Source organism: Hydrogenophaga sp. NH-16 (assembly GCF_004006415.1).
GTDB classification, from domain to species: Bacteria; Pseudomonadota; Gammaproteobacteria; order Burkholderiales; family Burkholderiaceae_C; genus Hydrogenophaga; species Hydrogenophaga pseudoflava.
In genome coordinates, this window is sequence record NZ_CP029344.1 from 2,107,139 (window position 1) to 2,120,174 (window position 13,036).

The window sequence follows — 13,036 nt, forward strand, 5'->3', positions numbered from 1 at the left end:
GTCTCAGCCGCGGGCGAGCTTCGACTGCAATCTCGGCCAGAGCACGATCACGGCCAGTCCGCCAAGCACCAGCGCACCCGCACCCAGCTTCCAGCCCGGCAGGGCCTCGCCCAGCGACAGCGCCGAGGCGCCCATGCCGAACACGGGCACCAGCAGGGCCAGGGGCGTGACAGTGGCGGCGGGGTGCCGGGCGAGCAGCCAGTTCCAGACGCCGTAGCCGAACAGGGTGTTGCCCAGCGCCTGCCACAGCACGCTGCCCCACACCACCGCGTCGGCGCCTTGCAGGGCCGCCGTGATGGCTGGCACCCCTTCGGTCAGCACGGAGATGACCAGCAGCGGCGGCACCGCGAACGCGCTGCTCCAGACCATGAAGTGCAGCATGTTGACCGGCCCGAGCGACTTCACGACCAGGTTGGCGCAGGCCCAGAAGAAGGCCGCACCGATCACCAGCATCAGACCCAACAGGGTGACGGTGGCGTCCAGATGCGCGGCGATGACAGCCAGCCCCGCCAGCGCCAGCAGCAGGCCCATGACCTGGAAACCGCGCACCCGCTCGCGCATCAGCACCAGGGACATGCCGATGGTGAAGAACACCTGGATCTGCACCACCAGCGAGGCCAGCCCGGGCGAGATGCGGCCCTGGATGGCCAGGAACAGCAGACCGAACTGGCCCACGCCCAGCAGCACACCGAACGCGGCCAGCTTGCGCCACGGCGCGGTGGGGCGCGGTATGAACAGCAGCCAGGGCAGGGCCGACAGGGCAAAACGCAGCGTGGCGAACAGGAAGGGCGGCAGCCCGTCCAGTCCCCAGCGGATGACGACGAAATTCGTGCCCCAGACAAAGACGACTGCGAGGGCGAGCAGAAGGTGGGAGGGGGGCAATCGGAGCTCCGCGGACGGTGGGGAGGGCAGTGTATCTGGCGGCTCCGGTGTCCCGAGTTCTGGAGCGCGCCGCCGTCCGCGCCTGAGGCGGGCTGGCGATCAGTGCCCGAGCACGGCCCGGGTCATGGTCTGGGTGTTGGCGCGCATCAGGGCCACATAGGTGCTGGCCGGGCCGCTGGCGTCCGACAGCGAGTCGGAGAACAGCGCGCCGGCCGGCTTGACGCCCGTCTCGCGGCCGATCTGCTCGATCAGGCGCGGGTCGGAAATGCTCTCGACGAACAGCGCCTTGATGCGCTCCTGTTTGATTTGGCGCACCAGCTGTGCCACCCCCTTGGCCGAGGCTTCGCTGTTCGTGCTCACGCCCTGCGGCGCCAGGAACTGCACGCCGTAGGACTGGGCGTAGTAGCCGAAGGCGTCGTGCGAGGTGATGAGCTTGCGCTGCGCGGCCGGAATCGCGGCCCAGGCGGCCCTGATTTCGGCGTCCAGCGCCTGGAGCTGGCCGGTGTAGGCCTCGGCGTTCTTCCTGTAGCTGTCGCAGCCGGCGGTATCGGCGGCGCACAGGCCCTTGGCGATGTTGGCGACGTAGGTGATCACGTTGGGAACCGATTGCCAGGCGTGCGGGTCGGCCTCGCCGTGGTCGTGGTGACCGTGTTTTTCCGCCTTGTGGTCGTGCCCGTCCTCTTCGGCTTGTATGGGCTGGATGCCCTGGCTCACCACCACCGCCTGGCCCTTGTAGCCGGCGGTCTTCAGCAGGCGCTGCATCCAGCCCTCGAAGCCCAGGCCGTTGGCGAACACCACCTGCGCCTGTGCCACCTGTTTCGCGTGCGAGGGCGAGGGCTGGAACACGTGGGCGTCGGCACCCGGGCCGACCAGCACGTCCACCTGCACGCGCTCGCCACCGACCTGGCGCACCAGGTCGCCCAGGATGCTGAAGCTGGCCACCGCCTTGACCGGTGTGGCGGTGGTCTGGGCGTGGCCGGGCAGGCCGAAGCTCAGGGCGCCGACGGTGGCGGCAGCAGCGAGGAGGTGGTGGCGACGGCGCAGGTTCATGGCGGTAGTCCTTGAATGGGTGAGACAGGGGAAGGGGTCAGGCGCGCAGGTGGCGCGGATGGGGACGGCGCTGGCGCAGCAGGCCGCGCGGCGCACAGGCCATGGACAGCAGGTAGACCGCGCCCAGGCCAAGCACGATGACCGGGCTGGTGGGCCAGTCGGCGTGGTAGGACAGCAGCAGGCCGGCGACGGATGTGAACAGCGCGATGGCGGTGGCCACGGCCACCAGCGGGCCGACGCGCCGCACCCAGAAGCGCGCGCTGGCGGCCGGCAGCACCATGATGCCCACGGCCATCAGCGTGCCCAACGCATGGAAGCCGGCCACCAGGTTGATCACCAGCAGGGCCAGGAAGCCGACATGCGCGACGCTGCCCAGCCCGCTGACCTGGCGCAGAAAGCCCGGGTCCAGGCAGTCCAGGATCAGCGGCCGGCGGATCAGCAGCAGCGTTGCCAGCGTCGCGCCGGTGATGCCCCACAGCAGCGCCAGCGCCGCGCCGTCCAGTGCCAGCACGCTGCCGAAGAGCACGTGCAGCAGGTCCACGTTGTTGCCGCGCACCGAGACGATGAGCACGCCCAGCGAGAGCGAGATCAGGTAGAAGGCCGCCAGGCTGGTGTCCTCGCGGATCAGCGTGTGGCGCGCCACCAGGCCGGAGCCGATGGCCACCGTCAGGCCGGCGACGATGCCGCCCACCGTCATCGCCGTCAGCGACAGGCCGAACAGCAGGTAGCCGATGGCCGCGCCCGGCAGGATGGCATGGGCCATGGCGTCGCCGGTCAGGCTCATGCGCCGCAGCATCAGGAAGACGCCCACCGGCGCCGCCGACAGCGCCAGCGCGATGCAGCCCAGCAGGGCCTGGCGCATGAAGGCGAACTCGACGAAGGGGCCGAAGACGAGGAGGTCGTCGCTCATGGTGTGGCCTCCAGCGCCGGCCTGTGGGCGTGGCGGTTCACTGCCTGTGAGTCGGCGTCGCGCGAGCCGGTCTCGCATTCATCGGCCCGATCGTCGAAGGGTTCGCGCAGCAACTGCGCACGCGCCCAGTTCGCGTCGGTCAGCACCTCGGCGGTGGCGCCCCAGGCCACCGGCTCGCGCGCCAGCAGCAGGGTCTGCGGAAAGTGTGCGCGCACCTGGGCGGTGTCGTGCAGCACGGCGATCACCGTGCGGCCCTGGCGCTGCCATTGGTGCAACAGGGCCAGCAGGTCGGCGGTGGTGCGCTGGTCCACCGCGGCAAAGGGCTCGTCCAGCAGCACCACTGGCGCGTCCTGCAGGATCAACCGCGCGAACCGCGCGCGCTGCAGCTGCCCGCCCGAGAGTGTGTCCAGCCCGCGCGATTCGAAGCCTGAGAGGCCGACCGCGGCCAGCGCCGCGTCGCACTGCCGCCGGTGTTCCGCGTTGAAGCGTCCGAGCGCGCCGACGCGGCGCCACAGGCCGCAGGCGACCATGCCGCGCACGTCGATGGGAAAGCTGGCGTCGAGCTCGCTGTGCTGGGGCAGCCAGGCGATGTGCCCGCGCCGCAGGCCTTCGATGTGGCCCGACAGCGGCGCCAGCACACCGGCCAGGGCCTTGATGAGGCTGCTCTTGCCGGCGCCGTTGGGGCCGACCACGGCCACCAGCGCGCCGGGTTCGATCTGCAGGCTCAGGTGGTGCACGGCCGGGTGGCGCTCGTAGCCCAGCGTCAGGTCGCGCAGGGTGATGGTGGGGGCTTGGGGGCCGGGCATGGGGTGGGGTGCTGTGTACACTGTTGCAACTCAATTGCGATAGCGGCGATGTTAACGCAACATTGTTGCAATAATAGAGGCCTGCCATGGCGACCCGATCCAGCCCCAAAGAACCGGTGACCGTGCCGGCCGAGATCCAGACCCGTCTGGAAGCCGCAGGCCTGCGCCGCACCCTGGCCACGCGCGCGGTGCTGGGCCTGTTCCTGGCGAACCCGCAGGGCACGCTCAGCCACGCCCAGGCCCTGGCCTCGCTGCAGACGCGCGGGCTGGACATCAACCGCGTCACGCTCTACCGGCTGCTGGAACGCCTGGCCGCCTGCGGCGTGCTGCAGCGCCAGACCGACGACGACGCGCGCACCTGGCGCTTCCGCCTGGCCGACCTGGGCGACGATGGCGCGGCGCCGCGCTTCGAATGCGACGCCTGCCACCGCCAGTTCCGCCTGACCGGGGCCAGCGAGCCGGCGCGGGCGGTGGCCGACGAGCTCATGCGCACGCTGGCCGGCATGGGCCACCGCGGCCTGCGGCTGGACATGGCGGTGCACGGCACCTGCGCCGATTGCGCCGACCCCTCGGACGGCGCGGCGAGGGAGCCGTCACGGTGATCGAGACCCGAGGCCTGGGCTTTGCCTACCCGCAGGCGCCCGTCCTGCGCTTCCCCGATGTGGCGGTGCCGCAGGGCGGCGCGCTGCTGCTGCGCGGGCCCTCGGGCAGCGGCAAGTCGACCTGGCTGGCCCTGGTGGCCGGTCTGCTCACGCCTTCGTCGGGCGAGGTGGTGGTGGCCGGGCAGGCGGTGCAGGCGCTGGCCGGCGCGCCGCGCGACCGCTGGCGCGCGCGCACCCTGGGTTTTCTGCCGCAGAAGCTGTTCCTGAGCGAGGCGCTGTCGGTGGCCGACAACCTGGCGCTGGTGTTCTTCGCCGCCGGCCTGCCGGTGGACCGCGGAGCCATTCATCGTGCGTTGGCCGGGCTGGACCTCGCGGCGCTGGCCGGTCGCAAGCCCTCGCAGCTCTCGGGCGGCCAGGCGCAGCGGGTGGCGCTGGCGCGGGCGCTGCTGCTGCAACCCCGGGTGCTGCTGGTCGACGAGCCCACCGCGAGCCTGGACGACGAGGCCTGCGGGGCCGCGCTGGACCTGCTGCAGCGCGGCGCCGCCGGGGCCGGGGCAACGCTGGTGGTCTCGACCCACGACGCGCGCGTGGTGCAGGCGCTGCCAGACGCGCAGACGCTGCGGCTGGCGCGGGAGGGCATGGCGTGAACGTGCTGACCCTTTCGTGGCGCTACCTCTGGTCGCGCCCGCTGTCCACGGCGCTCAACCTGCTGCTGCTCACACTGGGCCTGGCGTCGATGGCCTTCGTGCTGATCGCGCAGCACCAGGTGGACCGCGCCTTCGAGAGCGACCTGCAGGGCATCGACGCGGTGGTCGGCGCCAAGGGCAGCCCGATGCAGCTGATCCTGGCGGGCGTGTTCCACATCGACGTGCCGCCCGGCAACATCCCGCTGGACGAGGTGAAGAAGCTGCAGGCGCACCCGCAGGTGGCGCAGCTGATTCCGCTGAGCCTGGGCGACAACCTCGCGGGTTTCCGCATCGTCGGCACCACGCCGGACTACGCGGCGCACTACGGCGTTGCCCTCGCGCAGGGCGCGTTCTGGACCGCGCCGATGCAGGCGGTGCTGGGCACGCAGGTGGCGCGCGCCACCGGGCTGGCCCTGGGCCAGAGCTTCGTTGGCGCGCACGGCCTGGGCAGCGGCGGTGCCATGCACGGCGAGGCGCTCTACGCGGTGAGTGGTGTGCTCGCGCCCTGCGGCTGCGTGCTCGACCGCCTGGTGCTCACCGCCACCGAATCGGTGTGGAAGGTGCACGACGACATGCACGCCACCGACGACATGGACGAGGAAGACCGCGCGGCCATCGAGGCCGACCGCGAGGTGACGATGGCCCTGATCCGCTACCGCACGCCGCTGGCGGCGGCCAGCTTCCCTCGCTTCATCAACGACAGCACGCCGATGCAGGCGGCCTCGCCAGCGGTGGAGATCACGCGGCTGCTGAGCATGGTCGGCGTTGGCACGCGGGTGCTGCAGGGCCTGGGCGCGGTGCTGGTGGCGGTGGCCGGGCTGTCGGTGTTCATCGCGCTCTGGGGCGCGGTGCGCGAGCGCCGGCACGACCTGGCGATGCTGCGCATGCTCGGCGCACCGCCGGCCCGCGTGGGCGCGCTGGTGCTGTGCGAGTCGCTGTGGCTGGCGCTGATGGCCTGCGCGCTGGGCCTGCTGGCCGCGCACGGGCTGACCGCGCTGGCGGGACAGATGCTGATGGACCAGCAGTCGCTGGCCATCGCGGGCTGGCAGTGGGTGCCGGCCGAAGGCTGGGTGCCGCTGCTGGCATTCGGAGTGGCGGTGGTGGCGGCGCTGGTGCCGGCCATCAGCGCCTATCGGGTCGACGTGACCCCGTTGTTGAACACAAGGTGAAACCGATGAAGAAGATCGCGCTCTGGCTGGCCCTGTCCGCCTGCATGACCACGGCTGCACTGGCGCAGCATTCCGACAAGGAGTTGCAGCAGGACGTCCAGCGCCACCGCGCCATGGCCGCGGCCCACGAAGGCGCGGCCAAGTGCCTAGAGACCAAGAAGGACGAGAAGGTCTGCATGGCGGAACTTCAGGCCGCGTGCCGGGGTCTGGCGATTGGCAAATACTGCGGGATGAAACACGCACATTGATGGCCCACCCCCGCGCCGCGCTTCGCGCGTCACCCCCTCAAGGGGGCAACGCGTGCGGCCCGGCGGAGCCGGTTCCGCCGCGTTCTGGAAGCAGTCACTTCTCTTGTCATGAATCTTCTTTTTCGTTGTCTCTTGTTGCCGCTCGTCTGTGGGTCTGGGCTGGCGTTTGCGCAGCTGACGTCGCCGATTGGCACGCCTGCGGCGCCGGCTGCCGGGGCTGCAGCCGATCCCGCCGTGCCGCCGCATGTGCAGGGGCAGGGGGCGGGTGTGCACAGCCCGCTGTCGCCGTTTGCGCCGCTCAAGCCGCGCGAGGATGTGGTGCCCTGGTCGCTGCTGACCGACATCAAGACCGAGGTGAAGAACAAGCGCATCACGCCGGTCTACACGCCGGGTGTGCAGGCGCTGAACCAGAAGACGCAGAAGGTGCAGGGCTTCATGCTGCCGCTGGGACCGGGCGAGCAGCAGCGCCACTTCCTGCTGGCCTCGGTGCCGCCGACCTGCTCGTTCTGCACGCCTGGTGGGCCGGAAAGCATGATCGAGGTCCGCACCAAGGCGCCGGTCAAATACAGCCTCAACGCGGTGGTGGTCGAGGGCACGTTCCACGTGTTGCAGAACGACCCCTACGGCCTGTACTACCGCATGACCGAGGCGGTCGGCGTGAAATGACGGGCGGGGTACGATCGCCCGGGTGAACCTCGCCAGCCACCCCGTCGTCGCCTCCCTCACCCCCGTCTTCCTGCTGATCGCCCTGGGCTACTTCGCCGGGCGGCGCGACTGGATCCGCGAGTCCGCGGTGAGGGACCTCTCCAACCTGGTCTTCCTGCTGCTGATTCCGGCGCTGCTGTTCCGCACCATGAGCGGCGTGCACGTGGAGACGCTGGACCTGCGGCCACTCGCCGCGTATTTCCCGGCCGCGCTGCTGCTGCTCATCGTGTCCATCGCCTGGCGGGGCTTCAACCGCTCCAGCGTCGTCATGGCCCTGGGTGGGGTGTTCTCCAACATGGTGATGATCGGCATCACCCTGGTCGAGCTGGCCTATGGCAAGGCGGCGCTGGTGACGCTGCTGACCCTGGTGTCGGTGCATGCGCTGATCCTGCTCACCGTGGGCTCGGTGGTGCTGGAGCTGGTGGTCGCCCGCGAGGCGCGCGAAGGCGGCGAGCGCGCGCCGCATGTGCTGGAGACCGCCTGGTCGGCTTTCAAGGGGGCGCTGATCCACCCGATCCCGCTGCCCATCATCAGCGGCCTGCTGTTCGCGCAGTCCGGCTGGAGCCTGCCGGCCGTGGTCGACAAGCCGCTGCAGCTGCTGGGCAGCGCCTTCGGTCCGCTGGCGCTGGTGCTGGTGGGCGTCACGCTGGCGCGCACCCCGCTGGGCGGACACCTTAAGCCCGCACTGTGGATCACGGCGTCCAAGAACCTGCTGCTGCCGCTGCTGGTCGGCGTGTCGGCCTGGGCCTGGGGCATCACCGGCCTGCCGCTCACGGTGATGGTGGTGGCCGCCGCACTGCCCATGGGCGCCAACGTGTTCTTGTTCGCGCAGCGCTACGAGGTCGCCCAGGGCCTCACGACCGCCGCCATGGGCCTTTCGACCGTGCTGGCGCTGTTCACGCTCACCATCGTCATGCTCGTCATGTCGTGGCTGAACTGAGACGGGTTCACTGGCTGATCTTGCGGGCCTCTTCGACCTGGTATTCGAAGTAGCGCTGGATGCCGAAGGCCAGGCTGCCCATGAAGGCGATGGTGCCCACCAGCAGGCTCAGGACGAGCGCGCCGATGGTCAGCCAGTTGGTGGCGCCCGCGCTGTCTTCGGGCTGTGCCTGCGGGTTGAACCAGCCGTTCCAGCGCGGCCGGTCGCTCAGCGCGTAGACGATGCCGGCCAGGCAGCTGGTGGCGATGCTCATGCCCAGAAACGGGATCAGCAGCCACGACAGCACGTCGTCCTGCCCGAAGGCGCGGACCCGTTCGACACCCCACCAGCCCAGCGCCGACGCGATGGGGTGCAGCCAGCCGATCCAGTCGCCCAGGCCGCGCAGGTAGAAGCGGTGCAGACCCAGGTGGCCGCCCAGCACGGCCAGCCAGACGGTCAGGGTTTTGTTTTTCGGACCGCTCATGCCTCGCCCTCGGGCGGTGTGCGGTCGCCTTCGCCGATGGCGCGCTGCATCATCACGATGTCCAGCCAGCGCCCGAACTTCCAGCCGCACGCCGGGACCACACCGACCTGCTCGAAGCCCAGGGCCTTGTGCACGCCGATGGAGCCTGCGTTGGCCGAATCACCGATCACCGCCATCACCTTGCGGATGCCGCTGCGCTCCAGCGTGGCCAGCAGTTCGGCCAGCAGCGCGCGGCCCAGGCCCTTGCCGGCGGCTTCGGGGGCGAGATAGATCGAATCCTCCACCGAAAAGCGGTAGGCCGGCCGCGGCTTGAACCAGTTGCCGTAGGCATAGCCCAGCACCTCGCCAGCCTCTTCGGCCACCAGCCAGGGCAGCCCCTTGGACAGAACGTCGGCCCGGCGGGCGGTCATCTCTTCCAGGGTGGGGGGCGTGGTCTCAAAGGTGCCTGTGCCGTGCAGCACGTGGTGTGCGTAGATGCGGGTGATGGCGGGCAGGTCGTGCTCGGTGCTGGGGCGGATCAGGGGCATGGAAGGGGCAGGAAATGAGGGCTTGGGTTCTTGAGCCGGCTGGTTATAATGGCAGGCTTTGCAGCGTTTCGCTGGCCGGGTGGTCAGTCGTGTGTCTCAAGCGCTGCGAGAAAACACTGTCACGCTTTGTGCCGGTGTTCACCACCACCCGAAGGATAAATCATGGTCGTCATTCGACTCTCCCGCGGCGGCTCCAAGGCCCGTCCGTTCTACAACATCGTGGTCGCCGACAAGCGCAACCGCCGCGACGGCCGCTTCATCGAGCGCATCGGCTTCTACAACCCTCTGGCCAGGGGTGGCGAAGAGCCCCTGCGCATCGCCCAGGACCGTCTGACCTACTGGACCGGCGTCGGCGCCGAGCCGTCGGACACCGTGGCCCGTCTGGTCAAGCAAGCCGCCGCCAAGGCCGCTGCCTGATCTCCCTGCGTTCGCAGTGATCCCCTCGAGCGGCCCGTTCGAAGCATCGCCCCTGCCGGCGGATGCGGTCGAACTGGGCCGTTTTCTTGACGCCTGGGGCGTCAAAGGCTGGGTCCACATCCAGCCGCACAGCGCCGACACCCGTGCGCTGTTCGAATCACCCGACTGGTTCCTGCTGCCGCCCGAAGCCCGTTTCGCGCGCGGCTTTTCGGCGTTTCCGGGCCCGGTGCGTGTGCACGTGGCCGAGATCAAGGTGCATTCCGATGGCATCGTCGCCCGCCTGGAGGGTGTGGTGGATCGCAGTGGTGCCGAAGCGCTCAAGGGGGCGCGCATCCATGTGCCGCGCAGCGCCTTTCCCGCCGCCGCCGACGGTGAGTACTACTGGGTCGATCTGATCGGTCTTGACGTGGTCAACCGCGAGGGCGTGCACCTGGGTGTGGTGCGCGACCTCATGCCCACCGGCCCGACCTCGGTGCTGGTGATGGAATACACCGAGACTGTGGACGGTGTCGAGAAGACGGCCGAGCGCATGGTGCCCTTTGTGGCGGCCTACATCGACGATGTGGACCTGAACGCCCGCCGCATCACCGCCGACTGGCAGACCGACTACTGACCGGAGCGCGCCATGCGCTTTGACGTCATCACGCTTTTCCCCGAACTCTTCGAGCCCTTCTTCCGCAGCGGCATCAACCGCCGGGCGTTTGAATCGAAGCAGGTCGACGTGCGCCTCTGGAACCCGCGTGACTTTGCAGAGGGCAACTACCGCCGTGTGGACGACCGGCCTTTCGGCGGCGGGCCCGGCATGGTCATGATGGCCGAGCCCCTGTGGCGCTGCTTGCAGGCCATCCGCGCCGACCGCGCCGAACCAGAGGGCGCCCGTGCGCCGGTGGTGCTGTTCTCGCCCATCGGCCAGCGGCTGGATCACGCCTTGGCGGTCGACTATTCGCAAAGCGCGGGCGCGGTGCTGGTCTGCGGGCGCTACGAAGGCGTCGATCAGCGCTTCATAGACGCCTGCGTGGACCGACAGATCAGCCTGGGCGATTTCGTGCTTTCGGGCGGCGAGATCGCCGCCATGGCCTTGCTGGACTCGGTGGCGCGCCTTATGCCGGGCGTGCTGGGCGACGAGGGCAGCCACCAGCAGGACAGCTTCAATCCGGCGCTGGACGGCCTGCTGGACAGTCCGCACCACACGCGACCCGAGGTGTGGGAAGGGCCACAAGGCCCCGTGGCGGCCCCTGAAGTGCTCATGGGCGGGCACCACGAGCGCATCGCGCGCTACCGCCGGGAGCAAAGTCTGGCGCTCACTGCACGCCAGCGGCCGGACCTGCTGGCGCAGGCGCGGGAGGCTGGGCGGCTCACGCCGGTCGACGAAGTTTTCCTGCGCTCCTTGAAAAAGCTATAATCCAAGGCTTTTCGATCCTCTGGCCGGCCGTTGTGACCGGTGACCTCCACTGCGGAGGTCAGGGAATTGCAGCCTCTTGTGTAGCGCGGCCATGATCGGTAAACAGGAAACCATGAACCTCATCCAGACCCTTGAGCAGGAAGAAATTGCTCGCCTTGGCAAGACCATCCCCGCGTTTGCCCCTGGCGACACCGTGATCGTCAGCGTGAACGTGATCGAAGGTACCCGCAAGCGCGTGCAGGCCTACGAAGGCGTGGTGGTGGCCCGTCGCAACCGCGGTCTGAACTCCAGCTTCATCGTGCGCAAGATCTCCAACGGCGAAGGCGTCGAGCGCACTTTCCCTCTGTACAGCCCGCTGATCGCTTCGATCGAAGTCAAGCGCCGCGGTGACGTGCGCCGTGCCAAGCTGTACTACCTGCGCCAGCGCAGCGGCAAGTCGGCCCGCATCAAGGAAAAGCTGGGCGCGTAAAAGCGCACAGCTTCGGTCAGAAGCCGGGCGCCTGATGGCCCACCTCGAAAAGCCGCTCACCCGAGCGGCTTTTTTGTGCCTGTTCCATACTCGTCCCCATGTCTTCCTCTGCGCCAACGCGCTATCCACCCACCTTTGATCCACGCCAGGTGCCCGTGCTGCACGGTGCCGAGGGGCTGGCAGCAGCGCCGGCCGGACGCCTCACTCCAGAAGGGCTGCGGGAGCGTTTTGCGCGTCCCCCGGTCTGGACCCCGGAGCTGGTGCGCGAGCGCCGTTTCACCGACCGGGCGCCAGCGCCGGCGGCCGTGCTGATCCCGCTGGTGGTGCGTGAGCGCTTGGGGCTGTTGCTGACGCAGCGCACGGCCCACCTGTCCACCCACTCGGGGCAGATCGCGTTTCCGGGGGGCAAGGTCGATGCCGAGGACCGGGATGCCACTGCAGCGGCGTTGCGAGAGGCCCAGGAGGAAATCGGTCTCGAACCGGCGCATGTGGAGGTGCTGGGCCGCCTGCCGGAATACGTGACGGGCACGCAGTTCCACATTACACCGGTGGTGGCGCTGGTGCAGCCCGGTTTCACGCTTCTGCCCAACCCCGGTGAGGTGGACGACGTGTTCGAGGTGCCGCTGGACTTTCTCATGGATCCGGTCAACCACCGCCGCCATGGTTTCGAGTGGAACGGCGAGATGCGGGAGTGGTACTCGATGCCGTACCAGGAGGGCGCGACAGAGCGCTTCATCTGGGGCGCCACCGCCGGCATGCTGCGTAACCTGTATCGTTTCCTCACCGCCTGAGGCGCCGGTCCCGCGGGGCGCTCGCTATCATCGGGCCATGATCTTTTTTGCCATCCTGCTGGCTTTCCTGATCGAACAGGCGCGTCCTCTGTCGATCGACAACCCTGTGTTTGCTGGTCTGCGGAGCTGGGCCCGGCTGGTGCGCCGCAACCTGGACACCGGCCAGGCGGTGCACGGATGGCTGGCCTGGGGCCTGGCCACCATGGTGCCGGCCCTGCTGGCGACCCTGGTGTACTGGGGGCTCTGGCAGTTCAGCAACGTGCTGTCGTTCGTCTGGCTGGTGCTGGTGCTCTACGTGACACTGGGCTTTCGCCAGTTCAGCCACCACTTCACCGACATCCGTCAGGCGCTGGAGGTGGGCGACGACCTGCTCGCCCGCGAGAAGCTGGCGCAGTGGCTGCATGTGGAAACCAGCAGCCTGCCCCGGGCCGAGGTGCTGCGGCAGGTGATCGAACAGTCGGTGCTGGCCGCGCACCGCCATGTCTTTGGTGTGCTGGCGGCGTTTGTCGTGTGCTGGCTGCTCGGACTGGGGCCAGCGGGGGCTGTGTTCTACCGGATGGCCGAGTACCTTTCGCGCAACTGGCGGGGGCGCCCCGATGGCACGCCCAGCCAGGCCACCCAGCAGGCGGCGGTCACCGGGTGGCAGTGGGTGGACCACCTGCCTGCCCGTGCGACGGCGCTGGGTTTCGCGGTGGTGGGCAACTTCGAGGAGGCTGTGGCGAGCTGGCGGGGTGAGGCCGAACAGTTCGGTCCGGGCACCGATGGCGTGGTCCTGGCCGCCACGTCCGGCGCGATCAACGTGCGTCTGAACGCCCGCGAAGGAAAACCGGAAGAGGCCGAAGGAGTCGCGACCCGGCCTGAGCCCCAGCTTGCCCATCTGGCCAGCGCGGTGGGGCTGGTGTGGCGCAGCGTGGTGCTCTGGATGCTCCTGCTGGCCCTGTTGACGCTGGCCCGCCTGCTCGGCTGAGC

Annotated in this window: 18 protein-coding genes; 12 read left to right on the forward strand and 6 right to left on the reverse strand. The window is 69.3% G+C overall.

The window, feature by feature from the left end:
• Window positions 1-3: 3 nt before the first annotated feature.
• The 4 genes from DD542_RS10235 to aztA all read right to left on the reverse strand — a co-directional run bounded on the left by DD542_RS10235 (window position 4) and on the right by aztA (window position 3,648).
• Entirely contained in the window at window positions 4-882 is an 879-nt protein-coding gene (locus tag DD542_RS10235; RefSeq protein WP_206610793.1) for an EamA family transporter, read from the reverse strand.
• Window positions 883-981: 99 nt separating this feature from the next.
• Window positions 982-1,932 (reverse strand): metal ABC transporter substrate-binding protein, encoded by a 951-nt coding sequence (locus DD542_RS10240; RefSeq protein WP_127805548.1) that lies wholly within the window; start codon window positions 1,930-1,932, stop codon window positions 982-984.
• Between the two features lie 37 nt (window positions 1,933-1,969).
• On the reverse strand, window positions 1,970-2,842 hold the full coding sequence (locus DD542_RS10245) for a metal ABC transporter permease (RefSeq protein WP_127805550.1): 873 nt from the start codon (window positions 2,840-2,842) through the stop codon (window positions 1,970-1,972).
• Window positions 2,839-3,648 carry a zinc ABC transporter ATP-binding protein AztA gene (gene aztA, locus DD542_RS10250; RefSeq protein WP_127805552.1) on the reverse strand — a complete coding sequence of 270 codons (810 nt, stop codon included), beginning with the start codon at window positions 3,646-3,648 and terminating at the stop codon, window positions 2,839-2,841. The genes DD542_RS10245 and aztA overlap by 4 nt, the downstream gene beginning before the upstream one ends.
• 86 nt (window positions 3,649-3,734) lie before the next feature.
• Between aztA and DD542_RS10255 the strand changes: the two genes are divergently transcribed.
• From DD542_RS10255 to DD542_RS10280, 6 genes are all read left to right on the forward strand, one after another.
• Window positions 3,735-4,250 (forward strand): Fur family transcriptional regulator, encoded by a 516-nt coding sequence (locus tag DD542_RS10255; protein ID WP_127805554.1) that lies wholly within the window; start codon window positions 3,735-3,737, stop codon window positions 4,248-4,250.
• Window positions 4,247-4,897: an ATP-binding cassette domain-containing protein gene (locus tag DD542_RS10260; protein ID WP_127805557.1), complete on the forward strand. Its 651-nt coding sequence runs from the start codon at window positions 4,247-4,249 to the stop codon at window positions 4,895-4,897. The genes DD542_RS10255 and DD542_RS10260 overlap by 4 nt, the downstream gene beginning before the upstream one ends.
• Window positions 4,894-6,105 (forward strand): ABC transporter permease, encoded by a 1,212-nt coding sequence (locus DD542_RS10265; RefSeq protein WP_127805559.1) that lies wholly within the window; start codon window positions 4,894-4,896, stop codon window positions 6,103-6,105. Before DD542_RS10260 ends, DD542_RS10265 begins: the two co-directional genes overlap by 4 nt.
• A 5-nt stretch (window positions 6,106-6,110) precedes the next feature.
• A complete protein-coding gene (locus tag DD542_RS10270; protein WP_066158104.1) occupies window positions 6,111-6,353 on the forward strand; it encodes a hypothetical protein in 243 nt (80 codons plus the stop codon).
• Between the two features lie 234 nt (window positions 6,354-6,587).
• Window positions 6,588-7,019, forward strand: a complete 432-nt coding sequence (locus DD542_RS10275) for a DUF3299 domain-containing protein (RefSeq protein WP_241559744.1) — start codon at window positions 6,588-6,590, stop codon at window positions 7,017-7,019.
• A gap of 22 nt (window positions 7,020-7,041) precedes the next feature.
• On the forward strand, window positions 7,042-7,998 hold the full coding sequence (locus tag DD542_RS10280) for an AEC family transporter (protein WP_127805561.1): 957 nt from the start codon (window positions 7,042-7,044) through the stop codon (window positions 7,996-7,998).
• A gap of 7 nt (window positions 7,999-8,005) precedes the next feature.
• Here the strand turns inward: DD542_RS10280 and DD542_RS10285 are convergent, their stop codons facing one another.
• Window positions 8,006-8,461, reverse strand: a complete 456-nt coding sequence (locus DD542_RS10285; protein ID WP_066158110.1) for a TM2 domain-containing protein — start codon at window positions 8,459-8,461, stop codon at window positions 8,006-8,008.
• Window positions 8,458-8,988, reverse strand: coding sequence for a GNAT family N-acetyltransferase (locus DD542_RS10290; RefSeq protein ID WP_066158112.1), 531 nt, complete (start codon window positions 8,986-8,988; stop codon window positions 8,458-8,460). Before DD542_RS10290 ends, DD542_RS10285 begins: the two co-directional genes overlap by 4 nt.
• A 162-nt stretch (window positions 8,989-9,150) precedes the next feature.
• Here DD542_RS10290 and rpsP point away from each other — a divergent pair, with 162 nt between their 5' ends.
• The 6 genes from rpsP to DD542_RS10320 all read left to right on the forward strand — a co-directional run bounded on the left by rpsP (window position 9,151) and on the right by DD542_RS10320 (window position 13,034).
• Entirely contained in the window at window positions 9,151-9,405 is a 255-nt protein-coding gene (gene rpsP, locus DD542_RS10295) for a 30S ribosomal protein S16 (protein ID WP_066158114.1), read from the forward strand.
• 16 nt (window positions 9,406-9,421) lie between these two features.
• Window positions 9,422-10,018 (forward strand): ribosome maturation factor RimM, encoded by a 597-nt coding sequence (gene rimM, locus DD542_RS10300; protein WP_066158116.1) that lies wholly within the window; start codon window positions 9,422-9,424, stop codon window positions 10,016-10,018.
• 12 nt (window positions 10,019-10,030) lie between these two features.
• Window positions 10,031-10,807: a tRNA (guanosine(37)-N1)-methyltransferase TrmD gene (gene trmD, locus DD542_RS10305; protein WP_066158118.1), complete on the forward strand. Its 777-nt coding sequence runs from the start codon at window positions 10,031-10,033 to the stop codon at window positions 10,805-10,807.
• Between the two features lie 112 nt (window positions 10,808-10,919).
• On the forward strand, window positions 10,920-11,276 hold the full coding sequence (gene rplS / locus DD542_RS10310) for a 50S ribosomal protein L19 (RefSeq protein WP_066158120.1): 357 nt from the start codon (window positions 10,920-10,922) through the stop codon (window positions 11,274-11,276).
• A gap of 98 nt (window positions 11,277-11,374) precedes the next feature.
• Window positions 11,375-12,067 (forward strand): CoA pyrophosphatase, encoded by a 693-nt coding sequence (locus DD542_RS10315; protein ID WP_066158122.1) that lies wholly within the window; start codon window positions 11,375-11,377, stop codon window positions 12,065-12,067.
• Window positions 12,068-12,104: 37 nt separating this feature from the next.
• Complete coding sequence (locus DD542_RS10320; RefSeq protein ID WP_127805563.1) at window positions 12,105-13,034, forward strand: CobD/CbiB family protein; 930 nt, start codon at window positions 12,105-12,107, stop codon at window positions 13,032-13,034.
• The last annotated feature ends 2 nt before the right edge of the window (window positions 13,035-13,036 follow it).